This window comes from Micromonospora pattaloongensis (assembly GCF_900107255.1).
GTDB classification, from domain to species: Bacteria; Actinomycetota; Actinomycetes; order Mycobacteriales; family Micromonosporaceae; genus Micromonospora_I; species Micromonospora_I pattaloongensis.
Genome location: NZ_FNPH01000003.1, coordinates 471808 through 494519 on the forward strand (window position 1 = coordinate 471808; position 22712 = coordinate 494519).

The 22712-nt window shown below is 69.6% G+C and carries 19 protein-coding genes and 3 tRNA genes; all 22 read right to left on the reverse strand.

Annotated features, from left to right (window positions below; all coding sequences use genetic code 11):
* Positions 1-13 precede the first annotated feature (13 nt).
* On the reverse strand, positions 14-2110 hold the full coding sequence (fusA, locus tag BLW47_RS11665) for an elongation factor G (protein WP_091555437.1): 2097 nt from the start codon (positions 2108-2110) through the stop codon (positions 14-16).
* Positions 2111-2223: 113 nt separating this feature from the next.
* On the reverse strand, positions 2224-2694 hold the full coding sequence (gene rpsG / locus BLW47_RS11670; protein ID WP_091555439.1) for a 30S ribosomal protein S7: 471 nt from the start codon (positions 2692-2694) through the stop codon (positions 2224-2226).
* 1 nt (position 2695) lies between these two features.
* Entirely contained in the window at positions 2696-3070 is a 375-nt protein-coding gene (rpsL, locus tag BLW47_RS11675) for a 30S ribosomal protein S12 (protein WP_007465318.1), read from the reverse strand.
* A 482-nt stretch (positions 3071-3552) separates the two neighbouring features.
* Positions 3553-3936, reverse strand: coding sequence for a hypothetical protein (locus tag BLW47_RS11680; protein ID WP_091555815.1), 384 nt, complete (start codon positions 3934-3936; stop codon positions 3553-3555).
* Between the two features lie 463 nt (positions 3937-4399).
* A complete protein-coding gene (locus BLW47_RS11685; RefSeq protein WP_091555441.1) occupies positions 4400-4759 on the reverse strand; it encodes a hypothetical protein in 360 nt (119 codons plus the stop codon).
* An 81-nt stretch (positions 4760-4840) separates the two neighbouring features.
* Positions 4841-8728, reverse strand: coding sequence for a DNA-directed RNA polymerase subunit beta' (locus BLW47_RS11690; protein WP_091555443.1), 3888 nt, complete (start codon positions 8726-8728; stop codon positions 4841-4843).
* A 127-nt stretch (positions 8729-8855) separates the two neighbouring features.
* The gene (gene rpoB, locus BLW47_RS11695) at positions 8856-12287 is read right to left on the reverse strand and encodes a DNA-directed RNA polymerase subunit beta (RefSeq protein WP_091555445.1); all 3432 of its coding nucleotides are present in this window, start codon (positions 12285-12287) and stop codon (positions 8856-8858) included.
* A 535-nt stretch (positions 12288-12822) separates the two neighbouring features.
* Positions 12823-13212, reverse strand: a complete 390-nt coding sequence (gene rplL, locus BLW47_RS11700; protein ID WP_091555448.1) for a 50S ribosomal protein L7/L12 — start codon at positions 13210-13212, stop codon at positions 12823-12825.
* A 60-nt stretch (positions 13213-13272) separates the two neighbouring features.
* Positions 13273-13818 carry a 50S ribosomal protein L10 gene (gene rplJ, locus BLW47_RS11705; RefSeq protein ID WP_091555450.1) on the reverse strand — a complete coding sequence of 182 codons (546 nt, stop codon included), beginning with the start codon at positions 13816-13818 and terminating at the stop codon, positions 13273-13275.
* Between the two features lie 335 nt (positions 13819-14153).
* Positions 14154-14843, reverse strand: a complete 690-nt coding sequence (locus BLW47_RS11710; RefSeq protein WP_091555452.1) for a hypothetical protein — start codon at positions 14841-14843, stop codon at positions 14154-14156.
* A complete protein-coding gene (locus BLW47_RS11715) occupies positions 14840-15577 on the reverse strand; it encodes an ATP-binding cassette domain-containing protein (RefSeq protein WP_091555455.1) in 738 nt (245 codons plus the stop codon). Before BLW47_RS11715 ends, BLW47_RS11710 begins: the two co-directional genes overlap by 4 nt.
* Before the next feature lie 83 nt (positions 15578-15660).
* Positions 15661-16371 (reverse strand): 50S ribosomal protein L1, encoded by a 711-nt coding sequence (rplA, locus tag BLW47_RS11720; RefSeq protein ID WP_091555457.1) that lies wholly within the window; start codon positions 16369-16371, stop codon positions 15661-15663.
* A gap of 96 nt (positions 16372-16467) precedes the next feature.
* Positions 16468-16899 carry a 50S ribosomal protein L11 gene (gene rplK, locus BLW47_RS11725; RefSeq protein ID WP_091555459.1) on the reverse strand — a complete coding sequence of 144 codons (432 nt, stop codon included), beginning with the start codon at positions 16897-16899 and terminating at the stop codon, positions 16468-16470.
* 156 nt (positions 16900-17055) lie between these two features.
* Positions 17056-17784, reverse strand: coding sequence for a transcription termination/antitermination protein NusG (gene nusG, locus BLW47_RS11730; RefSeq protein ID WP_091555460.1), 729 nt, complete (start codon positions 17782-17784; stop codon positions 17056-17058).
* Between the two features lie 19 nt (positions 17785-17803).
* The gene (secE, locus tag BLW47_RS11735; RefSeq protein ID WP_091555462.1) at positions 17804-18190 is read right to left on the reverse strand and encodes a preprotein translocase subunit SecE; all 387 of its coding nucleotides are present in this window, start codon (positions 18188-18190) and stop codon (positions 17804-17806) included.
* A 227-nt stretch (positions 18191-18417) separates the two neighbouring features.
* Positions 18418-18490 (reverse strand) — tRNA-Trp (locus BLW47_RS11740).
* A gap of 152 nt (positions 18491-18642) precedes the next feature.
* Entirely contained in the window at positions 18643-19032 is a 390-nt protein-coding gene (locus tag BLW47_RS11745; protein WP_091555464.1) for a MaoC family dehydratase, read from the reverse strand.
* Between the two features lies 1 nt (position 19033).
* Positions 19034-19480 carry a MaoC family dehydratase N-terminal domain-containing protein gene (locus tag BLW47_RS11750; protein WP_091555466.1) on the reverse strand — a complete coding sequence of 149 codons (447 nt, stop codon included), beginning with the start codon at positions 19478-19480 and terminating at the stop codon, positions 19034-19036.
* Between the two features lie 119 nt (positions 19481-19599).
* Positions 19600-19767, reverse strand: coding sequence for a 50S ribosomal protein L33 (gene rpmG / locus BLW47_RS11755; protein ID WP_067301359.1), 168 nt, complete (start codon positions 19765-19767; stop codon positions 19600-19602).
* Between the two features lie 131 nt (positions 19768-19898).
* Positions 19899-19971 (reverse strand) — tRNA-Met (locus tag BLW47_RS11760).
* A gap of 26 nt (positions 19972-19997) precedes the next feature.
* Positions 19998-20070, reverse strand: a tRNA-Thr gene (locus tag BLW47_RS11765).
* A gap of 92 nt (positions 20071-20162) precedes the next feature.
* A complete protein-coding gene (locus BLW47_RS11770) occupies positions 20163-22589 on the reverse strand; it encodes a putative bifunctional diguanylate cyclase/phosphodiesterase (protein WP_091555817.1) in 2427 nt (808 codons plus the stop codon).
* Between the last annotated feature and the right edge of the window lie 123 nt (positions 22590-22712).

Below are 22712 nucleotides of genomic sequence, written 5' to 3' on the forward strand. Positions count from 1 at the left end.
GGCGAGCCGGGGATCACTCCCCGGTCGCCTTCGCGATGATCTCCTTCGCCACGTTGGCCGGAACCTCGGCGTAGGAGTCGAACTGCATGCTGTAGCTCGCCCGGCCCTGGGTCTTCGACCGCAGGTCGCCGACGTAGCCGAACATCTCCGACAGCGGCACCAGGGCGCGGACGACGCGGGCACCGCCGCGCTCCTCCATCGCCTGGATGATGCCACGGCGGGAGTTGAGGTCGCCGATGACGTCACCCATGTTTTCCTCAGGGGTGGTGACCTCGACGGACATCATCGGCTCGAGCAGCGCGGGGTCCGCCCGACGGGCGGCGTCCTTGAGCGCCATCGAGCCAGCAATCTTGAACGCCATTTCCGACGAGTCGACCTCGTGGTACTGGCCGTCCACCAGCGTCAGCTTGACGCCCACCAGCGGGTAGCCGGCGAGGATGCCGTACTGCATGGCGTCCTGCGCGCCCGCGTCCACCGAGGGGATGAACTCCCGGGGGATGCGACCACCGGTCACCGCGTTGGCGAACTCGTAGGTCGGCGCGTCGTTGCCCAGCGGCAGCGGCTCCAGGCTGATGATCACGCGCGCGTACTGGCCGGAACCACCGGTCTGCTTCTTGTGCGTGTACTCGACCTTCTCGACCGCGCGGCGGATCGTCTCGCGGTAGGCGACCTGCGGGCGGCCGATGTTCGCCTCGACGTTGAACTCGCGCCGCATCCGGTCGACCAGGATGTCGAGGTGCAGCTCGCCCATGCCGGCGATGACCGTCTGCCCGGTCTCCTCGTCGTTGAAGACGCGGAAGGTCGGGTCCTCCTCGGCGAGACGCTGGATCGCGGTGCCCAGCTTCTCCTGGTCCGACTTGGTCTTCGGCTCGATCGCCACCTGGATGACCGGCTCCGGGAACGTCATCGACTCCAGGATGACCGGGTTGGCCGGGTCGCAGAGGGTGTCGCCGGTGGTGGTCTGCTTCAGGCCCTGCACCGCGATGATGTCACCCGCCTGCGCGCTCGACCGCTCCTCACGCTTGTTCGCGTGCATCTGGTAGATCTTGCCGATCCGCTCCTTGCGGTCCTTGGTGGAGTTGATCACCTGGGACCCGGACTCCAGCGTGCCGGAGTAGACGCGGACGTACGTCAGCTTGCCGAGGTGCTTGTCGGTCTGGATCTTGAAGGCCAGACCGGAGAACGGCTCGGCGTTCGACGGCTTGCGCTGCATCGGCGTCTCGCCGTCGGTCGCGGTGCCCTCGATCGCCGGGATGTCCAGCGGCGACGGCAGGTAGGCGACCACCGCGTCGAGCATGGGCTGGATGCCCTTGTTCTTGAACGCGGTGCCGGTCAGGACCGGGTTGGCCTTGCCGGCGATGGTGGCACGCCGGATCGCGGCCCGGATCTCGTCGGCGGAGATCTCCTCGCCCTCGAGGTACTTCTCCATCACCGCGTCGTCGACGTCGGCGAGCGTCTCCATGAGCTTCTCGCGCCACTCGGCGGCGGAGTCGGCGAGGTCGGCCGGGATCTCCTCGACCGCGTAGTCCTCACCCTTCTGGGTCTCGCCGCGCCAGGTCAGCGCACGCATCTCGATCAGGTCGACGACGCCGATGAAGTCGGCCTCCGCCCCGATCGGGATCTGCAGCACCAGCGGGGTGGCGTTGAGCCGGTCGATCATCATCTGTACGCAGCGGAAGAAGTCGGCGCCGGTCCGGTCGAGCTTGTTGACGAAGCACATCCGGGGGACGTTGTACTTGTCCGCCTGACGCCACACGTTCTCGGTCTGCGGCTCGACGCCGGCAACGCCGTCGTACACCGCGACCGCGCCGTCGAGCACCCGCAGCGACCGCTCGACCTCGACCGTGAAGTCGACGTGGCCGGGCGTGTCGATGATCTGGATCGTGTGACCCTTCCACTCGCACTTCGTGGCGGCGGAGGTGATCGTGATACCCCGCTCCTGCTCCTGCTCCATCCAGTCCATGACGGCGGCGCCCTCGTGGACCTCACCGATCTTGTACGTGATACCGGTGTAGAACAGGATCCGCTCAGTGGTCGTGGTCTTACCGGCATCGATGTGCGCCATGATGCCGATGTTGCGTACCTTGGCGAGCGCGTCTGCGGCGGCCACTTCAATCCCTACTTCGTCTCGTCGGAGTCCGCTGTCGCCAGCGGCGGTTCCGCTTCACGACCGCTCCGGTGCGGTCGCGGGGCTCGCGCCCCGCGACCGCCCGGGAACCGTCATTACCAGCGGTAGTGCGCGAAGGCCTTGTTCGACTCGGCCATCTTGTGCGTGTCCTCGCGCCGCTTGACGGCGGCGCCGAGGCCGTTGCTCGCGTCGAGCAGCTCGTTCGTCAGACGCTCGACCATGGTCTTCTCGCGGCGGGCGCGCGAGTACTGCACCAGCCAGCGCAGCCCGAGGGTGGTCGCCCGGGACGGACGGACCTCGACCGGCACCTGGTAGGTCGCGCCACCGACGCGGCGGCTGCGGACCTCGAGGGTCGGCTTCACGTTGTCCATCGCGCGCTTGAGCGTCACGACCGGGTCCGTGCCGGACTTCTCCCGGCAGGCCTCGAGCGCGGCGTACACGATCGTCTCGGCGAGCTGCCGCTTGCCGCGCAGCAGGATCTTGTTCACCAGCTGGGTGACCAGCGGGGAGTTGTAAACCGGGTCCGCGACCAACGGGCGGCGCGGAGCGGGGCCCTTACGCGGCATGTCAGCTCTTCTCCTTCTTCGCGCCGTAGCGGCTGCGGGCCTGCTTGCGGTTGCGGACACCCTGGGTGTCCAGCGAACCACGGACGATCTTGTAGCGCACGCCGGGCAGGTCCTTCACACGGCCGCCACGCACGAGCACGATGGAGTGCTCCTGCAGGTTGTGACCGACGCCGGGGATGTAGGCGGTCACCTCGATCTGGCTGCTGAGCTTGACGCGAGCAACCTTGCGCAGCGCCGAGTTCGGCTTCTTCGGGGTGGTGGTGTACACGCGGGTGCACACGCCTCGCCGCTGAGGACTCCCCTTCAGCGCCGGGGTCTTGGTCTTGGTCGTCTTCGCCTGCCGGCCCTTGCGGACCAGCTGCTGGATCGTGGGCACCGGGTTTCTCCGCTCCCTTCGGCCGTCTTTCGCGGCCGCGCCGTCTGCCGTAGCCGCCCTCGCGGGCTGCTCTCCTACACTCCGGCCAGGGCCCTCGGTCGAGGTCCCGGCACCCGCGGTCGGGCGTGTCGCCCGTCCCGCGGCCCCCGGCACGCGTTCGCACGCACACCGGAGTGTTCGTCTCTGTCGTGGCACTGCTCGATCGCCCTTGCGGGCGGATCGGGCGCACGCACGCATTGCCCGGGCAGGCCCGGGCACGAGGGGAAAGAGTACCCACCGTGAGCGTGCAGGTCAAAACGAGATCCGGACGAGGCTCCCGCCTCATCCGCGCTTCCGTATCGCCATCCCACCCATGGAGAGCAACTCCAGTAAGAAAGTGTACCCACACCCACCCGGAACGGCTCGTCCGGTCCCCCGTGGCCGACTTCACCGCGACGTCCGGGAACAAACCCGTCGCGGGGGACGCCGGCCCGCCGAACCCGTCAGACGGCTTGCAGGAACAGCGCGAGCCCGAACGACGCGGCGGTGACGGTCAGGCCGATCCCGCCGCAGATCAGGCCCGCGATCGCCAGCCCACGGCCGGTGAATCGGATGGCCGGTGGCGGAGCGATCCGACGGATCTGTCGCATCCCGAACAACGCCAGCGCGAGCGCCGCGATTCCCGCCAGCCCGCTGAGCAGCGCGAACGCGCCCGCCGCCCAGGCGCCCCAGCCGGCGTCGGCACCGGCCAGCCCGAAGCAGGTGACCAGCACCGAGACCAGGATGGAGGCGATCCCGGCGACGAGCGACCCGACCGCCGGCCCCGAGGCGACCGGCGGGACGTCGAGGTGCACCAGCCCGAACGGCGTGCCGGGGACGGCCTCCACCCGGCGCGGCGGCCGGACCGCGTCCCGCGGCGGCGGCGGAACCGGCGCACCGGGAGCGCCGGCGCCCGGCGTGCGGAAGGGGGCCGGGGTCGCGGGCCGGAACCCGGCGGCCGGGTACGAGGTCGCGGGGATCGGCGCGGACGGAGCCGGCGGCGCCGGGGCGAACGCGGGCGCCGGCTCGGCGACCGCCGCCGGACTGGACGGCGGGACCGCCGGCGGCTCGTGATCGAGGGGGCTCGGGTCGCTCGCGGCCGGCCGCGGGGCGTCATCAGCGCGATCGCCCCGGCCGGGCGGCGGCGGGAGGTCGGACGCCGCCCCGGCCGGCGCCTCCCGCACGGGCTCGTCCTCGGCCGGCTGCTGCCGCGCCTCATCCGTCACGGACTCCCCCTCCACCTCAACGGCAACCCGCGTGCCGGCGAGCCAGGAACCAGGCTACCGGTGACGTCCAGGGCGCTTCGCGGCGCTAGTCGACGGTCGGGGCGAAGTCCTGCCCGACCGGGGTCGTCGCGAGGGCGAACAGCCCGATCACGGCGACGACGACCAGGGTGGTGGCGGCCAGGACCAGACCGGCCCAGGCGAGTCGCTCACCGCGCGCCAGCCAGGCCGCGCCGGTCAGATAACCCCCCGAGGCGTACGCCTCCCGGCGCGCCTGCCGGGCCAGCGTCAACGCCACCGTCGCCGGCACGACGCCGCCGAGGAACGGCCCGGTCACCGCCGCGACGAGCCCGAGCAGGAACACGGTGCGGGCCTTGGTGGAGCGGACCGGGTCCGGATCGAGCGGGTGACGCGCGGCGCTCGGAACGGACACGGGCAGCGACGTCATCGGCACTCCCCCAGCGTACAAAAGGCCAGGGCGCCCGCCGCCTCGCGCGAGCGAGACGACGGGCGCCCTGGATGGAGCTGGTTAGCGGTACGACCCGAAGTCGAAGTCGTCCAGCGGCACGGCCTGCCCGCTGGCCGGCCCGAACCCGTAGTCGGTCTCCGGGTAACCGGTCATCGAGTAGACCTTGGCCTTGGCCTCCTCGGTCGGCTCGACCCGGACGTTGCGGTACTTGCTGATGCCCGTACCGGCCGGGATGAGCTTTCCGATGATGACGTTCTCCTTGAGGCCGACGAGCGAGTCGCTGCGCGAGTTGATCGCCGCGTCGGTCAGCACCCGGGTGGTCTCCTGGAAGGAGGCCGCCGAGAGCCAGGAGTCGGTCGCCAGCGAGGCCTTGGTGATACCCATCAGCACCGGACGACCCGCCGCGGGCTCGCCGCCCTCGGCCACGAGTCGGCGGTTCTCCGACTCGAAGACCGCCCGGTCGACGAGCACGCCCGGCAGGAACTCGGTCGCACCGGAGTCGATGACCGTCACCCGCTTCAGCATCTGGCGGATGATGATCTCGATGTGCTTGTCGTGGATGAGCACACCCTGCGAGCGGTAGACCTCCTGGACCTCCTGGGTCAGGTGGACCTGGACCGCCCGCGGGCCGAGGATGCGGAGCAGCTCGTGCGGGTCGATGGTGCCCTCGGTGAGCTTCTCGCCGACCTCGACGTGGTCCCCGTCCTGCGCGCGCAGGCGCACGCGCTTCGAGATCTTGTCGTGGACGATCTCGTCGCTGCCGTCGTCCGGCACGATGATGATCTTCCGCGACCGCTCGCCGTCCTCGATCCGGATCCGGCCCGGGGTCTCAGCGATCGGCGCCTTGCCCTTCGGCACCCGCGCCTCGAAGATCTCCTGCACACGCGGCAGACCCTGGGTGATGTCCTCACCGGCGACACCACCGGTGTGGAACGTCCGCATCGTCAGCTGCGTACCGGGCTCACCGATCGACTGGGCGGCGATGATGCCGACCGCCTCGCCGACGTCCACCGTCAGGCCGGTCGGCAGCGAACGGCCGTAGCAGGCCGCACAGACGCCCAGCTTCGACTCGCAGGTGAGAACGCTGCGCACCCGCACCGTGTCGACGCCGGCCTCCACGATCCTGTCGACCAGCACGGTGTTGAGGTCCGCACCCCGCTCGGCGACCACGGTGCCGTCCGGCCCCTTGATGTCGTCGGCCAGGGTACGGGCGTGCACACCGGTCTCCGCGTGCTCGTGCACGACGAGCTGGCCTTCGCGAACCTCGCCGACCTGCATCGGGATGGCCCGGTCGGTGCCGCAGTCCTCCTCGCGGATGATCACGTCCTGCGAGACGTCCACCAGACGACGGGTCAGGTAACCCGAGTCGGCGGTCCGCAGCGCGGTGTCCGCGAGACCCTTCCGGGCACCGTGCGTGGAGATGAAGTACTCCAGCACGGAGAGACCCTCCCGGTAGCTGGCCTTGATCGGCCGCGGGATGATCTCACCCTTCGGGTTGGCCACCAGACCACGGATCGCGGCGATCTGACGGAGCTGGAGGAGGTTACCGCGGGCACCCGAGTTGATCATCTTCCACAGCGGGTTCTCCTGCGGAAGCGCGGTCTCCATCTCCTTGGCGACCTCGTTGGTCGCCTTGGTCCAGATCTCGATGAGTTCGCCGCGGCGCTCCTCGGCGGTCATCAGACCCCGCTGGTACTGCTTGTCGATCCGGTCGGCTTCCTTCTCGTACCGCTCCAGGATCTCCCGCTTGCGCGGGGGCGCGATGACGTCCTCCATGCCGATCGTCACGCCGGACCAGGTGGCCCAGTGGAAACCGGCCTCCTTGAGCCCGTCGAGCGTCGCGGCCAGCGCCACCTTCGGGAACCGCTCGGCAAGGTCGTTGACGATCGCCGACAGCTGGCTCTTGCGGATCTCGTAGTTCACGAAGCGGTAGCCCTGCGGCAGCGTCTCGTTGAACAGCACCCGGCCCAGCGTGGTCTCCACGGTGAGCGGCTCGCCCGGGGTCCACCCCTCGGGCGCCTCCCACTCCGGCGCGCCGGACCCGTTGTCGACCCCGATCACGCCCTGCAGGCGGATCTTGACCGGCGTCTGCAGGTGCAGATCGCCGTTGTCGAACGCCATCCGCGCCTCGGCGTCGGAGCTGAACGCCCGACCCTCGCCGATGCCGCCGGGCGTGAGGTGGGTCAGGTGGTACAGCCCGATGACCATGTCCTGGGTGGGCATGGTGACCGGCTTGCCGTCGGCCGGCTTGAGGATGTTGTTCGACGACAGCATCAGGATCCGCGCCTCGGCCTGCGCCTCGGCCGACAGCGGCACGTGCACCGCCATCTGGTCACCGTCGAAGTCCGCGTTGAACGCGGTGCAGACGAGCGGGTGGATCTGGATGGCCTTGCCCTCGACCAGCTGCGGCTCGAAGGCCTGGATACCCAGACGGTGCAGGGTCGGCGCCCGGTTGAGCAGCACCGGGTGCTCGCCGATGACCTCTTCCAGCACGTCCCACACGACCGGCCGCTGCCGCTCGACCATCCGCTTGGCGGACTTGATGTTCTGCGCGTGGTTGAGGTCGACCAGCCGCTTCATCACGAACGGCTTGAAGAGCTCCAACGCCATCTGCTTCGGCAGACCGCACTGGTGCAGCTTCAGCTGCGGGCCGACGACGATGACCGAACGGCCGGAGTAGTCGACGCGCTTACCGAGCAGGTTCTGCCGGAACCGGCCCTGCTTGCCCTTGAGCATGTCGGAGAGCGACTTCAGCGGCCGGTTACCCGGACCAGTCACCGGACGCCCACGACGACCGTTGTCGAACAGCGCGTCAACGGCCTCCTGAAGCATCCGCTTCTCGTTGTTGACGATGATCTCGGGCGCGCCGAGGTCGATCAGCCGCTTGAGCCGGTTGTTCCGGTTGATCACACGGCGGTACAGGTCGTTGAGGTCGGAGGTCGCGAAGCGGCCACCGTCGAGCTGCACCATCGGCCGCAGGTCCGGCGGGATCACCGGAACGCAGTCGAGCACCATGCCGAGCGGCGAGTTGCGGGTGTTGAGGAACGCCGCGACGACCTTGAGCCGCTTCAGCGCCCGGATCTTCCGCTGACCCTTGCCGCTCCGGATGATCTCGCGCAGGTTGTCGGCCTCGGCGTCGAGGTCCATGTTGTGCAGCAGCGCCTTGATCGCCTCGGCGCCCATGCCGCCGGTGAAGTACTCACCGAACCGGTCCCGCAGCTCGCGGTAGAGCAGCTCGTCGGTGACCAGCTGCTTCGGCTCCAGCTTGCGGAAGGTGTCGAGCACCTCGTCGAGGCGGTCGATCTCCCGCTGCGCGCGGTCGCGGATCTGCCGCATCTCGCGCTCGCCGCCCTCTTTGACCTTGCGGCGGACGTCGGCCTTGGCGCCCTCGGCCTCGAGCTCGGCCAGGTCGGCCTCGAGCTTGGCGGCCCGCTTCTCGATCTCCGAGTCGCGGCTGTTCTCCGCCTGCCGCTTCTCCGCGAGGATCTCGTTCTCGATCGTGGACAGGTCGCGGTGACGCGCCTCGGCGTCCACGCTCGTGACCACGTACGAGGCGAAGTAGATGATCTTCTCGAGGTCCTTCGGCGCCAGGTCGAGCAGGTAGCCCAGCCGGCTGGGAACGCCCTTGAAGTACCAGATGTGGGTGACCGGGGCGGCCAGCTCGATGTGGCCCATACGCTCGCGCCGCACCTTGGAGCGGGTCACCTCGACGCCGCAGCGCTCACAGATGATGCCCTTGAAGCGGACGCGCTTGTACTTACCGCAGTAGCACTCCCAGTCCCGCTGCGGACCGAAGATCTTCTCGCAGAAGAGCCCGTCCTTTTCCGGCTTGAGCGTGCGGTAGTTGATCGTCTCAGGCTTCTTGACCTCGCCGTGCGACCACTGACGGATGTCGTCGGCGGTGGCCAGGCCAATGCGCAGCTCGTCGAAGAAGTTGACGTCGAGCACGTTATGTGTCCCTCGTGTCGTTGTCCGTTGATTGCCACTCAGGCGGAGGTCGGGGGCGGCATGACCCGCGGAGGGATCAAACCTGACCGCCCGGAGCGGGGCATGCCGCCCCCGACCTCACGCACCCCTAAACCTCTTCGACGCTGCTCGGCTCACGCCGGGACAGGTCGATGCCGAGTTCCTCCGCGGCCCGGAACACCTCGTCGTCGGTCTCGCGCATCTCCAGGGCCACGCCGTCGCTCGACAGCACCTCGACGTTGAGGCAGAGTGACTGCAGCTCCTTGAGCAGCACCTTGAACGACTCCGGGATGCCCGGCTCGGGAATGTTCTCGCCCTTGACGATGGCCTCGTACACCTTCACCCGGCCGAGAACGTCGTCGGACTTGATCGTGAGCAGCTCCTGCAGCGCGTAGGCCGCGCCGTAGGCCTGCATCGCCCAACACTCCATCTCGCCGAACCGCTGGCCACCGAACTGCGCCTTACCACCCAGCGGCTGCTGCGTGATCATCGAGTACGGGCCGGTCGACCGAGCGTGGATCTTGTCGTCGACCAGGTGGTTCAGCTTGAGGATGTAGATGTAGCCGACCGCGATCGGGTCCGGCAGCGGCTCACCGGAACGACCGTCGAACAGCTGCGCCTTACCGCTCGCGCCGATCAGCTGCTTGCCGTCCCGGTTGGGCAGCGTGCTGCTGAGCAGGCCGGAGATCTCCTCCTCCTTGGCGCCGTCGAAGACCGGCGTCGCCACGTTGGTGTCGGGCTCCGACTCGTCCGCCCCGATCGACCGCAGCGCCGTCTTCCACTCGGCGTCGTCGCCGTCGACCTTCCAACCGGTCTTGGCGACCCAGCCGAGGTGGGTCTCGAGCACCTGGCCGATGTTCATACGGCTCGGCACACCCAGCGGGTTGAGCACGATGTCGACCGGCGTGCCGTCCTCGAGGAACGGCATGTCCTCGACGGGCAGGATCTTGGAGATGACGCCCTTGTTGCCGTGCCGGCCGGCGAGCTTGTCACCGTCCTGGATCTTCCGCTTCTGGGCGACGTAGACCCGGACCAGCTCGTTGACGCCCGGCGGCAGCTCGTCGCCGTCCTCGCGCGAGAACGTGCGCACGCCGATCACCGTGCCGGTCTCGCCGTGCGGCACCTTCAGCGAGGTGTCCCGCACCTCGCGCGCCTTCTCACCGAAGATCGCGCGGAGCAGCCGCTCCTCCGGCGTCAGCTCGGTCTCCCCCTTGGGGGTCACCTTGCCGACCAGGATGTCACCGGGCACGACCTCGGCGCCGATGCGGATGATGCCGCGCTCGTCGAGGTCGGCGAGCATCTCCTCGCTGACGTTCGGGATGTCGCGGGTGATCTCCTCCGGGCCCAGCTTCGTGTCGCGGGCGTCGACCTCGTGCTCCTCGATGTGGATCGAGGTGAGCACGTCCTGCTGCACGAGGCGCTGCGACAGGATGATCGCGTCCTCGTAGTTGTGCCCCTCCCAGGTCATGAACGCCACGAGCAGGTTGCGCCCGAGCGCCATCTCGCCCTCGTCGGTGCACGGACCGTCGGCGATGACCTGTCCGGCCTCGACGCGGTCGCCCTCGAAGACGACCGGCTTCTGGTTGACGCAGGAGCCGGCGTTGGAGCGGCGGAACTTGTGCAGCAGGTAGGTACGACGGTGGCCGTCGTCCTGGTGCACCGTCACGTAGTCGGCGCACAGGTCCTCGACCACGCCGCCGACCTCGGCGACGACCACGTCACCGGCGTCGACCGCGGCACGGTACTCCATGCCGGTGCCGACCAGCGGCGACTCGGCCTTGACCAGCGGCACCGCCTGGCGCTGCATGTTCGCGCCCATGAGCGCGCGGTTGGCGTCGTCGTGCTCGAGGAACGGGATCATCGCGGTCGCGACGGAGACCATCTGCCGCGGCGAGACGTCCATGTAGTCGACCGCCGTCGGGGCGACGAAGTCGACCTCACCGCCCTTCCGGCGGACCAGGACGCGGTCCTCGGCGAACGAACCGTCGCTCTTGAGCGGCGCGTTGGCCTGCGCCTTGACGAACCGGTCCTCCTCGTCCGCGGTCAGGTAGTCGATCTGGTCGGTGACCCGACCCTCGACGACCTTGCGGTACGGCGTCTCGACGAAGCCGAACGGGTTGACCCGGGCGAACGTGGAGAGCGCCCCGATCAGACCGATGTTCGGGCCTTCCGGCGTCTCGATCGGGCACATCCGGCCGTAGTGGGACGGGTGCACGTCACGGACCTCGAAGCCCGCCCGCTCACGCGACAGACCACCCGGGCCGAGCGCGCTCAGCCGACGCCGGTGGGTCAGACCCGCCAGCGGGTTGGTCTGGTCCATGAACTGCGACAGCTGCGACGTACCGAAGAACTCCTTGATCGCCGCCACCACCGGGCGGATGTTGATCAGGGTCTGCGGCGTGATCGCCTCGACGTCCTGCGTGGTCATCCGCTCGCGGACGACCCGCTCCATCCGGGACAGGCCGACCCGAACCTGGTTCTGGATCAGCTCGCCGACGGTACGCAGGCGACGGTTACCGAAGTGGTCGATGTCGTCGGCCTCGTAGCCCTCCTCACCGGCGTGCAGCCGGCAGAGGTACTCGACGGTCGCGACGATGTCGTCCTCGGTGAGCGTGCCGGTGGTGATCGGCACGTCCACTTCGAGCTTCTTGTTGAACTTGTACCGACCGACCTTGGCGACGTCGTACCGCTTCGGGTTGAAGAAGAGGTTGTCGAGCAGGGTCTGCGCGTTCTCCCGCGTCGGCGGCTCACCCGGCCGCAGCTTGCGGTAGATGTCGAGCAGCGCCTCGTCCTGGCCCGCGATGTGGTCCTTGTCGAGGGTGGTCATCATCAGCTCGGACCAGCCGAACCGCTCGCGGATCTGCTCGGCGCTCCAACCGATCGCCTTGAGCAGGACCGTGACGGCCTGGCGGCGCTTGCGGTCGATGCGGACACCCACGGTGTCGCGCTTGTCGATGTCGAACTCCAGCCAGGCGCCCCGACTCGGGATCACCTTGACACTGGAGAGGTCGCGGTCGGAGGTCTTGTCCGGCTGCTTGTCGAAGTAGACGCCCGGGGACCGGACGAGCTGGCTCACCACGACACGCTCGGTGCCGTTGATGATGAACGTGCCCTTGGGCGTCATCATCGGGAAGTCACCCATGAACACCGTCTGGCTCTTGATCTCGCCAGTGGTGTTGTTGGTGAACTCCGCCGTGACGAACAGCGGAGCGCAGTAGGTGAGGTCCTTCTCCTTGCACTCTTCGATCGAGGCCTTGACCTCGTCGAAGCGCGGCGAGGAGAAGGAGAGCGACATGGTGCCGGAGAAGTCCTCAATGGGACTGATCTCGTCGAGGATCTCCGCGAGACCCGAGCGTGCGTGCGGGTCGTCAGCCGACCGGCCCTGCCAAGCCTCGTTGCCGACCAGCCAGTCAAACGACTCGGTCTGGATGGCGAGGAGGTTGGGGACCTCGAGGTGTTCGGTGATCCTGCCGAATGAAACTCGGCGGGGAGCGAAAGCGCTCGACGTACGACTGGTCTTCGCAGGGCGGGAAGCTGCCAAGATGCGTCCTTCCGAGGACCGGTGCTGCAAACGGCTGTAACGCGTGCACTCCAATGGACCCCACTCTGAACATCCAGGATCGGAGATTCTGGGCAGGGGTCAAGTCAGAAGACAGCGCAAACTAGCAGTGTAGCCGCATGGCTAACCGCTGTCCAGCCCACCCCGGCAGGGCGCTGCGGAACACGCCGGACGCACCTGACCGGTGCCGTCGGGCGGCTCAGAACGCGCGCTCCCCGCTGGGCTCCGCCGGGCCGGACGGCGGCTCGTGTCGCCGCTGCCCTTACCCGAGCGAGGGCCGTTGCAAGCGTGGAAGGTCTTGCTGATGTCAGGGTGCCTGGGCGCACGGGCCGCGTCAAGAGTCGGCGCGCCGTTGCCTCACGTCTTTCGGCGACACCGGACCACCCGCGCCGGGTGGTCACCGCGCGCCGCCCGGGCAACTGCCTGCTGACGGGCGTCGCGTCGGCGGCGCGCAAAGCAGAAGCGGGCGGCGACCCGGTGCCGGATCGCCGCCCGCTTCGACGCGGTGTGCGTCAGCTCACTTGAGGGTGACCTTCGCGCCCTCGGCCTCGAGCTTGGCCTTCGCCTTGTCGGCGTTCTCCTTGTTGGCCTTCTCCAGGACCGGCTTCGGCGCGGCCTCGACGAGGTCCTTGGCCTCCTTCAGGCCCAGGCCGGTCAGCTCACGCACGACCTTGATGACCTGGATCTTCTTGCCGCCGTCGCTCTCGAGGATGACGTCGAACTCGTCCTTCTCCTCCTCCGCGGGGGCAGCGCCGGCGGCGGCACCCGGGGCGGCGGCCGCGACGGCGACCGGCGCGGCGGCGGTGACGTCGAAGGTGTCCTCGAACTGCTTCACGAACTCGGAGAGCTCGATCAGCGTCATCTCCTTGAACGCGTCGAGCAGCTCTTCGGTGCTGAGCTTCGCCATGGCTGGCGTCCTTTCCTCAATGTCTTTCAATGACTGGGTGTTGCGCCGGGGCGGACCGCACTAGGCGGCCTGCTCCTCCTGCTCGCGCTTCTTGTCCTGCAGGGCAGCCGCCGTGCGGGCGGCCTTCGACAGCGGCGCCTGGAGCACGGCCGCGGCCTTGCTCAGGTTGGCCTTCATCGCGCCGGCCAGCTTGGCCAGCAGCACCTCACGGGACTCGAGGTCAGCCAGCTTGGTGACCTCGGCCGCCGTGATCGCCTTACCCTCGAACACGCCGCCCTTGATGACGAGCAGCGGGTTGGCCTTCGCGAAATCACGCAGGCCCTTCGCCGCCTCAACGACATCGCCGGAGACGAAGGTGAGCGCGGTAGGACCGGAGAACAGCTCGTCGAGGCCCTCGATGCCGGCCTCGCTCGCGGCACGCTTCGCCAGGGTGTTCTTCGCGACCTCGTAGGTCGCGGTCTGGCCGAGCGCACGCCGCAGCTGGGTCAGCTGCGAGACCGTGAGGCCACGGTACTCGGTCAGCACGGTGGCGCCGGCGTTGCGGAAGCTCTCCGTCAGCTCGGCGACCGCGCCGGCCTTGTCGGCCCGAATCGGCTTGTCCGCCATGTCCCTCCTCTCTCGTTGCTCCAGGCTGGCTACCTTGTCGGCAAGGACCCACGGCAACGAAAAACGCCCCGGCGCAGGGCGCACGGGGCGGAGGCGGTCGTGCGGACACGACCGACGCGCTTCACCGTCTCCCCCTGCGCGGGCCGCCCGTCTCCGACGGGACCTTCAACCGTGCGTGAGCACGGTGACCAGCGGTCTCTGGGTGGTTACGATCATCGCCCGGCCGTGAAGACCAGACGCGTCGGCAAGAGTACGCGACCCGGGGCGTCACCGCCAAATCACCGGAGGTGGGCCCGGACACCCGCGCGGCCGCCGGCCGCGTGACGTACCGGGCCTCATCTGCGGGCGCGCCGCAGCCGGGCGTACCCGGCGAGCGCCAGCACGGCCCACGCCAGCGCGTGCAGCGTCAGCATCGCGACCGTTCCGGCGCCGGGGGCACCCGTCAGGGCGCGCGCGGTGGACATCAGCGGCGGCACCGCCCAGGGCGCGACGGAGGCCTTCATCCCGAACGCCAGCGCCGCCACCGCTCCGCCGACGAGCACGACCAGACCGTGGCGGGGGCTGCCGGTCACCGCCCGGCTGGCCAGCGCCCCCAGCGCGACGGCCGCCGCCAACGCGAGCAGGTGCGCCCAGACGCCGAGCGCGATCCCCTCCCCCAGTGGCAGGTCGCCGGGCTCGCGCGGCCCGGTGATCCCGCCGACCAGCCACGGCGACAGCAATCCGATCACCACGGTCGCGGCGCCGGCGAGCGCGCCGGCGAGCAGCCCCGCCGCGAGCTCACGACCGGGGCCCGCAGCCACCAGCGCGAGCCGACGCTGCAGATCCGGCTCGGCGTCCAGCAGCAGCTTCGTCTGCCAGGCGAGCACCGGGAACAGGACCACCGCGGAGACCCCGTACGCCTCCGCGGCCTGCGCCGCGCCGCCGCCGTGCAGTACGCCCAGCACGACCAGCCCGGCGATCAGCGGGGCGTACGCGCGGCCGGTGCGGACGAACGCGGCGAGCCGCATCCGGGTCAACGCGGTCACGACGCCTCCCGCTGGCGTACCCGGAGCACCTGGTGGCCGGCGGCCCGCAACGCGGCGACCGCGTCGGCGGCGGCCGCGACCGGCACCGCCAGCTCGACCACGCACATCGGAGACGCCGCCGGGACGGTCACCGAAACCCGCCCGTCGGCGACGGTCCAGCGCACCGCGTCGGGCAGCCGTGCCGTCTCGCCCCGGTGATCGCTGACCAGTACGCTCCCGCCCGCCCCGGCGACCTCCGCCACCAGCTCGGGCACCAGCTCGCGGGTCGGGCCGTCGAGCCCCTCCCACGGCTCGTCGAGGATCAACAGGCCGGGCGGGCGGAGCAGCGCCTGCGCGAGCCCTACCTTCTGCGCCGTCCCCTTCGACAGCGCGGGAAGCTTCACGTGCCGGTACGCCGCCAGTCCCAGGCGCTCGGTCCAGCCGTCGACGGCCGCGGTCGCCTCGGCGGCCCGCAGGCCCCGCAGCCGCGCCATCGCCGCCAGGTACTGCGCGACGGTGAAGGGCTGCTCGGCGGGGAAGCGCTCCGGCACCCAGCCGGTGACCGGAGGACGGTCACGCACCGCACCCCGGCCGGGCCGGAGCACGCCGGCCGCGAGCTGCAGAAGCGTCGACTTTCCGGCACCGTTGCGCCCCTCGATCACCACGATCTGGCCGGGCTCGGCCGTCACGGCGACCTCCCGGAGCACCCACGGACCCCGCCGGCCGTACCGGAACCACACCTCGTCCAGTCGCACGGCGCCGAGCTTTGCACACCAGACGCCGATCGGGGCGCCCCCGGTTGGGGACGCCCCGATCGCGCGCGGTGTGCGGGGCCGGATCAGGCCTCGGTCTCGCTCAGGTTCTTCACGATGTTCGGGTCGACCGGAACACCCGGGCCCATCGTCGTGGTCAGGGTGACCTTCTTGAGGTACTTGCCCTTCGCCGCGGACGGCTTGGCGCGGAGCACCTCGTCGAGAACGGCCGCGTAGTTCTCGACCAGCTTGGTCTCGTCGAACGACGCCTTGCCGATGATCAGGTGCAGGTTCGAGTGCTTGTCCACGCGGAACGTGATCTTACCGCCCTTGATGTCCGAGACGGCCTTGGTGACGTCCATGGTCACGGTGCCGGTCTTCGGGTTCGGCATGAGACCGCGCGGGCCCAGGATCCGCGCGATCCGACCGATCTTGGCCATCTGGTCCGGCGTGGCGATCGCCGCGTCGAAGTCCAGCCAGCCCTCCTGAATCCGGGCGACCAGCTCGTCGGTGCCCACCTCGTCGGCGCCGGCGGCGGCGGCCTCGTCGGCCTTCGCACCGGCGGCGAACACGATCACGCGGGCGGTCTTACCGGTGCCGTGCGGCAGGTTGACCGTGCCGCGGACCATCTGGTCCGCCTTCCGCGGGTCGACGCCGAGGCGCATCGCGACCTCGACCGTGGCGTCGAACTTGACGTTGGTGGTCTCCTTGGCCAGCTTGACGGCCTCGGCGGGGCTGTAGAGCTTCGACCGGTCGACCTGGTCGACGGCCTTGCGGTAGTTCTTGCTGCGCTGCATTTTCGTGCACTCCTGTGGTCATTGGCGGGGCGCGCGACGCGCGTCACCCTCCCACGATGTGAATCTTGCTTGTGTCCGGTCCGACGACCGCGACGGTCAGTCCTTGACCGTGATGCCCATCGAACGCGCGGTGCCGGCGATGATCTTCTCCGCCTGGTCCAGGTCGTTGGCGTTGAGGTCCGCCATCTTCTTCTCCGCGATCTCGCGCAGCTGCGCGCGGGTCACCGAGCCGACCTTGGTCGCCTGCGGCACGCCGGAGCCCTTCTGCACACCGGCGGCCTTGATCAGCAGGCGCGCGGCGGGCGGGGTCTTCAGCACGAAGGTGAAGGAGCGGTCCTCGTAGACGCTGATCTCGGCGGGGACGATGTCGCCCCGCTGCGACTCGGTCTGCGCGTTGTAGGACTTGCAGAACTCCATGATGTTGACGCCGTGCTGACCGAGCGCCGGGCCGACCGGCGGCGCCGGGGTGGCCTGGCCCGCCGGCAGCTGAAGCGTGAACGTCTTGACGAGCTTCTTCTTCGGAGGCATGTCTCTTCCTGGGACTTGATCCGGTGGATGTCACCTGACGTTGCCCGTAGGACGCGCACGGTCAGCGCAGACCTACGGGCCGACGTTCAAGGGTAGCGCAGCGTCGGATCGGGATATTCCCCGAGGTCGCTGCGACGCTACGCCGCGCAAACGGCGTCAGATCTTGGCGACCTGGTTGAAGTTGAGCTCGACCGGCGTCTCCCGGCCGAAGATCGACACCAGCACCTTGAGCTTCTGCTGATCGGCGTTGATCTCGCTGATCGTGGCCGGCAGCGACGCGAAGGCGCCGTCCGTGACGGTGACCGAGTCGCCGACCTCGAAGTCGAGGACCTTGATCTCCGGCTTGGCCTTCTTCTGCTCCGCGGTCTCCACCGCGGGCGCGAGCCACTTCAGCACCTCGTCGAGGGAGAGCGGCGCCGGGCGGTCGGCCCGGTCGGTCGCGCCGACGAAGCCGGTCACCCCCGGGGTGTTGCGCACGCAGGAGTACGACTCCGGCGTCAGGTCCATGCGGACCAGGATGTAGCCGGGGAAGACCTTGTTCTGCACCTGCAGGCGCTTGCCGTTCTTGACCTCGACCTCTTCGCGGGTCGGCACCTCGACCTGGAAGATGAACTCCTCCATGTCGAGGCTCGTGATCCGGGTCTCGAGGTTGGTCTTGACCTTGTTCTCGTAACCGGCGTACGAGTGCACCACGTACCAGTCGCCGGGCGCGTAGCGCAGCTTCTGCCGCAGCTCCGCCACCGGGTCGAAGTCGGTCTCGGGCTCCGGCTCCGCGACGGGCGCGAAATCCGGCTCGCGGGCGGCCTCGACCGACTCGTCACTGGCCGCCGTCGCCACCGGGGACTGCTCCTCGGCGTTGTCGGCGGTCTCGTCGTACTCAGCCACGCTTGCTCACTTCCGTCTGTCAGCTCTTGTTACCGAAGACCAACAGCACGCCCTTGGCGAACGCGTAGTCCAGGCCGGCCACGATCGTCAGCATCACGGCGACGAACACGACCACCACGGCGGTGTAGGTCAACAGTTCCTTGCGGGTCGGCCAGATGACCTTACGCAGCTCGGCCACGACCTCGCGAATAAACCGGACAATCCGGCCGAAGAACCCTACCCGTTGGGTGTCCTTCTTCGCCTTCGCCTTGTCGTCCGCAGACTCCGCCCTGCGCCGGGCGCGGGTAGCGGTCCCGCCGCGCGAGACCGGCTCGTCCTCGGCGTCATCGTCGACAGCGCCGTCGAACGCCTCGTCCTCGAGGCGGTCGTCCGCGGCGTCCTCGCCGCGCCGATTGCGATCGGCCACTTCGCCCTCCGTCGGGGGGTGGTTGGGCCGCGCGTCCCTGGACGCGCGTGCGCTGGTCACGCCGGCCGCCCGCACCGATCCTGAGGGCGGGCCGCGGCCGGAGCAGCCGACGGAGAGAGCCGGGCCTGGCGCCGTGACGCCCGGACGGCCTCCGCCAAACGCCACCACCACGGGACGGTTGCCGCGACGAGCGACACCGGCCCCCAGGGCCGGTCAGGCCTTAGGCGCAGGGGTGACAGGACTTGAACCTGCAGCCTGCGGTTTTGGAGACCGCTGCTCTGCCAATTGAGCTACACCCCTGTGGGGGCGGATCGACCCGCTCGACCGTGCACGGTCGAGCAGGGGTCACTGCCCCACGGCGGACCAGTGTACGGGTAGACCCGCGACTTTCCCAACCGGTCGCCCGCACCGCGTCGAAACATCCCGGCCGACCGCCCCGCAGGCCACCGCGGTCACGCCATCCGCACGGTCGCCCGGGCCTGCGCCAGCACCTTCTCGCCCTGGCAGGTCGCGGTCAGCTCCAGCCGCGTCAGGCCGTCTTCCGTGACGCCCTTCACGGCCGCCCGCACCTCGATCTCGGTGCCCTCGTCGTCGTCCGGCACCACGACCGGCCGCGTGAACCGCACCCCGTACTCCACGACGGCGTCCGGCGCACCGGCCCACTCCGTGACCGCCCGTCCGACCAGCGCCATCGTGAACATCCCGTGGGCGATCACCCCCGGCAGCCCGACCTTCGTCGCGACCCGGTCGCTCCAGTGGATCTGGTTGAAGTCACCCGACGCCCCGGCGTAGCGGACCAGGTCCGCCCGGGTGATCCGGAACGTCTTCACCGGCAGCTCCATGTCAGCCCTCCCCCCGTACGACGATCTTCGACCAGACCGTGACCACCGGCTCGCCGGCCGGCGTCGAGACGTCCGTGCGCGTGGTCAGGAAGTCGTGCCCACCGCGGGCCGTGATCTCCTCCACGGTGTTGACGCAGATCAGCTCGTCGCCCGCGACCACCGGCCGGGTGTACGCGAAGCGCTGGTCGCCGTGCACCACCCGGCTGTAGTCGACGCCGAGCTCCGGATCCTCGACGATCTGCCGGCTGGCGGCCATGGTGATCACGACCGGGAAGGTGGGCGGCGCGACCACGTCGGGGTGCCCGAGCGCACGGGCCGCCTCCGGATCGTGGTGGGCGGGATCGGTCGCGCCGATCGCGGTCGCGAACTCACGGATCTTCTCGCGCCCCACCTGGTACGGGGCGGTCGGCGGGTAGCTCCGGCCGACGAATGACGGGTCCAAGGGCATGCCGCGAAACTACACGGACAAACAAAGATCGCCGCTTCGGCCGCGGGAGGCGCTGAACGTGCCTCGCGGAGCCGAAACGGCGATCGGGATGCTGGGACGCCGGCGGTCGCCGGCGACGGTCAGCGGGTCTCGCGGTGGATCGTGTGCTTGCCGTCCCGGGGGCAGAACTTCTTCAGCTCGATGCGGTCCGGGTCGTTACGGCGGTTCTTACGCGTGATGTAGTTGCGCTCCTTGCACTCCACACACGCCAAAGTGATCTTGGGACGGACGTCGGTCGCCTTGGCCACGGCGGGGTGCCTTCCTCGTCAACGGATGAACTACGACGTGCCAGCGTAGACGCAAACTGCGCGGACACGCAAAGTGGGCGCCGTCGGGCGCCCTCGCTTCAATCCCCGGGCACGTACCCGGTGATCGACAGTAGCGGTGGCCGGATTTGAACCGGCGACACAGCGATTATGAGCCGCTTGCTCTGCCAACTGAGCTACACCGCCGTGGGCGGGTCCAAGATGACCCTCTGAGCCCCCTTACGGAATCGAACCGTAGACCTTCTCCTTACCATGGAGACGCTCTGCCGACTGAGCTAAGGGGGCGTGCGCGATCTCCCTGAGGACGCGCAGGGGTAAGAGTACACGGCATCGGCGCTCAGGCGAAATCGGCACCCCCGCACCCCGCCGGCCAGCGGTTACGGCACCGCCCGCAGCCGCCGGACCTCGACCGACAACGCCGACTCCGGCTCGGTCTGCGCCTCGTACCAGGCCGCGAGCCGCTCGTACGGCAGCGGCCGGCTGAACAGGAAGCCCTGGCCGATCTGGCAGCCGATGTCCTGCAACAGCTCCAGCGTGAGCTCGCTCTCGACCCCCTCGGCCACCACGGTCAGACCGAACTGCTGAGACAGCGTCACCACCGCGTTCACGATCGCCAGATCACCCGGATCGGTCGCCATCCCCTGCACGAACGAGCGGTCGACCTTCACCTCGTGCACCGGCAGCCGCCGCAGGTAGGACAGCGACGAGTAGCCGGTGCCGAAATCGTCGACCGAGAGGCGTACCCCGATGTCGCGGAGCCGGCGCAGCGAGGGCATCGGACGGTCCGTGCCGTCCAGCACGCCCTCCTCCTTGAGCTCCAACGTGAGCCGCTCCGGCGCGACGCCGTACTCGCTGAGCAGCTCCTCCACCCGGCTCGGGAAGTGCGGATCGTTGAGGGTTCGGGCGGAGAGGTTGACGGCGACGGAGAGCGGCTCCTGGCCGATCGTCCAGTCGCGGCAGCGCCGCAGCCCCTCCTTGAGCACCGCCTCGGTCAGCCGGCTCAGCTGGCCGGTGTGCTCCGCCACGGCGACGAAGTCCTCGGGCGAGACCGCGCCGTGCGCCGGGTGTTCCCACCGGGCCAGGCACTCCACCCCGACCAGCCGACGGTCGCCGAGGGTGACCTTCGGCTGGAAGTAGACGTCCAGCTCGTCGTTGTCCAGCGCCCGCCGCAGGTCGCCCGCGAGCCCCAGCCGGCGCACCGAGCGGGATTCCAGGCCCGGATTGAAGAGCTGAATGCTGCCCGGCATGCTCTTGGCGGCCGTCGTGGCCAGATCCGCCCGCTGCAGCAGGGTCGCGGGGTCGCTGCCGTGATCCGGGTGTACGACCACCCCGACGGCGGTGTCGACATCGAGGGTGAGCGTGCCGAAGACCATCTGGTCCCGGATCTGCTCCCGCAGCGCGGCCGCGAGATCCATCGCCGCCTCGGCGCTCTCCGAGCGCAGCGTCACCACGAACTCGTCGCCACCGATCCGCCCGACCAGCGCCGCGGACGGCGCGGAGGCCCGCAGCCGCCGCCCCACCTCCGCCAGCACCTGGTCGCCTGCGGCGTGCCCCAGCGACTCGTTGACCTGCCGCAGCGCGTCGACGTCGAACTGCAGCACCGCGACGACCTCGCCGGGCGCCCGCACGGTCACCGACTCCTCCAGCGCCGTCGTGATCCGGCGCCGGTTCGCCAGCCCCGTCAGCCCGTCGTGCGCCGCGTCGTAGCGCAGCCGCTCCACCAGCCGGGAATTCTCCACCGCCACCGCCGCGTGCGCGGCGACCGCCTCCAGCAGCCGGACGTCGCCCGGACCGAAGTGCGTCAGGTCGCCGAGCCGCCCCGAGACCTCCAGGCAACCGATCACCGCGGAGCCGGCCTTGAGCGGCACCGCGATCGCGTCCTTCACCCCGGCTTCGAGCAACTGCGCCCGGAACGGCTCGTCGCCGAGCTTCGCGCCGACCGCGATCGTCTCGCCGGTCGCGACCACCCGCCGCCGCAGCACGTCCGGCGTGCCGGCGACATCCAGCAGCCCGCGGTCGTCGACCCGCGCCGAGAGCAGCACCTCCGGGTAGCGCCCCAGCACCGGCATCCACAACGTCGCGTACTCGGCCTGCAGCAGCTCGCGGACCCGGGCGAGCAGGACATCGGTCAGCGTGCCGTCGTGCGGGGTGTCCGCGATCGCCCGCGTCAGGTCGTAGATCTCGCTCAGCGTCCGGTGCTGGCGCAGGAACTGCACGTACGACCGGTACGCGACGACGAAGCAGGTCGCCATCGCCGCCAGGATGAAGATGGTCCACGGCCCCGCCTGCAGCAGTACGAGGACCACGAGGCCGAGCGTGGTGTTGATGCCGGCCACGATCAGGCCGGGCACCGCCGTCCGCGCCAGCTCGCCGGTGGAGATCCGACCCTGCACGAGCGTGATCACGCCGACGACCGCGGCCAGCGTGACGAGCACGTTGACCCCGACCGCGCTGGACAGCACGAGCCAGGTCGACGGGTCGTCACCCTCCCGTCGACCGGCCGCGACCACCAGCACGCTGGCGAGCGCGGCGGCCGCCGCATGGCTGGCGGTGTTGAAGCAGAGCTTGATGGGGGGCACCCGCCGGCGCGCCTGGGCCACCACCGATGCCAGCACCCGGGCCAGGATCAGCGTGACCGGCGGAAGGAAGAAGAGCCCCAGCAGAAACGGGATCTCCACCAGCGTGACGGAGAACGCCTGTCGCCGGACCTCGAACATGAGGACGACGAGGCTGGCGGAGACGAAGAGGACGAAGAAGAGGAATCCCAGGCCCCAGTCCCCCGCGGGATTCGGATGCTCCGCCATCAGCACGACGGTGCACACGAACGCGACCAGCGCCAATGGCCCGGTTATCAACCAGGCAAGATCGGGAGACCGGCGCGCGCGATTCCTCTGGGTGGCCACCTTCGCCCCTCAGCGACGGGAGCC

Excerpts from the sequence above, each read along its gene's own strand:
- rpsG (WP_091555439.1), bottom strand. The coding sequence starts at position 2,694 with ATGCCGCGTAAGGGCCCCGCTCCGCGCCGCCCGTTGGTCGCGGACCCG.
- BLW47_RS11685 (WP_091555441.1), bottom strand. The coding sequence starts at position 4,759 with ATGACGTCGCTGCCCGTGTCCGTTCCGAGCGCCGCGCGTCACCCGCTC.
- rplL (WP_091555448.1), bottom strand. The coding sequence starts at position 13,212 with ATGGCGAAGCTCAGCACCGAAGAGCTGCTCGACGCGTTCAAGGAGATG.
- rplJ (WP_091555450.1), bottom strand. The coding sequence starts at position 13,818 with ATGGCGGACAAGCCGATTCGGGCCGACAAGGCCGGCGCGGTCGCCGAG.
- rplA (WP_091555457.1), bottom strand. The coding sequence starts at position 16,371 with ATGCAGCGCAGCAAGAACTACCGCAAGGCCGTCGACCAGGTCGACCGG.
- rplK (WP_091555459.1), bottom strand. The coding sequence starts at position 16,899 with ATGCCTCCGAAGAAGAAGCTCGTCAAGACGTTCACGCTTCAGCTGCCG.
- BLW47_RS11745 (WP_091555464.1), bottom strand. The coding sequence starts at position 19,032 with ATGGAGCTGCCGGTGAAGACGTTCCGGATCACCCGGGCGGACCTGGTC.
- BLW47_RS11750 (WP_091555466.1), bottom strand. The coding sequence starts at position 19,480 with ATGCCCTTGGACCCGTCATTCGTCGGCCGGAGCTACCCGCCGACCGCC.
- BLW47_RS11770 (WP_091555817.1), bottom strand. The coding sequence starts at position 22,589 with ATGGCGGAGCATCCGAATCCCGCGGGGGACTGGGGCCTGGGATTCCTC.